Source organism: Siminovitchia fortis (genome assembly GCF_007681465.1).
Lineage (GTDB): Bacteria > Bacillota > Bacilli > Bacillales > Bacillaceae_C > Siminovitchia > Siminovitchia fortis.
In genome coordinates, this window is sequence record NZ_VEKZ01000178.1 from 1 (window position 1) to 434 (window position 434).

Genomic DNA, 434 nt, shown 5'->3' on the forward strand with positions numbered 1-434 from the left:
AGCCACTGCCAGAAACGCTCATTCAGCTCCTCCAAAGAATGAACAGGATCATTTTTTAACAGGGGGTAGAAGCGTGTTTGGATCGTTTTAAACAGCCTCTCAATTTTTCCCTTAGCAGGAGCGTCGTAAGGCTGGGTGTGCGCCAGGGTAATGCCCAGTTGGGCACACGCATATTGCAGGGTCTCGGACCGATAAATCTTTCCATTATCGGCATACACTATGGTCGGCTTTCCACGTCTTATCAAGGCTTCCTTCGTTACTTCCCTAAGCCCGTCAAACTTCTCGGAGCTAAAGAATTGGGCGTACGGTACGAGTCTGGAACAATCATCAATATAGGCGATGAGAAATGTTTTTTTCATCTTTCCATCGATGGGAATATAGGGTCCATGCGACAAATCCGCCTGCCACAAAACGTTAACCTTATCATAGGCAAA

At 46.8% G+C, this 434-nt stretch carries 1 protein-coding gene; it reads right to left on the bottom strand.

Annotated features, from left to right (window positions below):
- Positions 1–434: DDE-type integrase/transposase/recombinase (locus FS666_RS19490; RefSeq protein WP_144463802.1), on the bottom strand; the 434-nt coding region annotated here is incomplete at both ends.